At 42.0% G+C, this 569-nt stretch carries 1 protein-coding gene; it reads right to left on the minus strand.

Annotated elements, in window-relative coordinates:
• Positions 1-98: 98 nt before the first annotated feature.
• Positions 99-254: a hypothetical protein gene (locus A3763_RS27660; protein WP_156490463.1), complete on the minus strand. Its 156-nt coding sequence runs from the start codon at positions 252-254 to the stop codon at positions 99-101.
• Between the last annotated feature and the right edge of the window lie 315 nt (positions 255-569).

The following is a 569-nucleotide window of genomic DNA, read 5'->3' on the forward strand; positions in this document are numbered from 1 at the left end:
TAGAGGCTGGCCTTGGTCGACTACAGTGTCGTTTTCAGTTGCGTTGTCAGAAGTCTTACTCATGTCTTTACTATGCTTAGCTTATTACGGAGGCCATGTTATGACTGCTTAGGCTTGTCGTTTTGCGTATTGCTTTGAAGGTCTTTTGACGAATCAGGCTCTTTTGGTGCCTGAAACAGCTTGTCATACTCATCTCTTGGTAAGGGCTCGAACTCTTCAGCTTCTTTGAGCGTTTCAACTCCGTAGAAGTACATCCTGTTTTGCCGACTATCCTTGCTCATGCAATACAAATGATTTAAAATATTCAGAGGTTCCCTAGTTTTCAAATCTATTTTTAAGTGCCTAGGTCAGCTATTGTTGATAGCTATTAAAAGTAGTTGATCTTACAAGGTTTTTCAATGCGCTGACGCATGCGCTTTACAGGGAGTTTCGAGATTATGTTTAAGCACGGGACATGGGTTCTGTTAATTGCGGTTTTGATTACTGGATGTACTCAATCTCAGACAGAAACTGTTGATGGCATAGGTTCGGTCGAAGGTTTTTCCCCCGCCACCCAGATAACACAAAAA

The organism is Oleiphilus sp. HI0128 (genome assembly GCF_001635365.1).

Coding starts and splice junctions, on each gene's coding strand:
- A3763_RS27660 (WP_156490463.1), bottom strand. CDS start 254: ATGTACTTCTACGGAGTTGAAACGCTCAAAGAAGCTGAAGAGTTCGAG.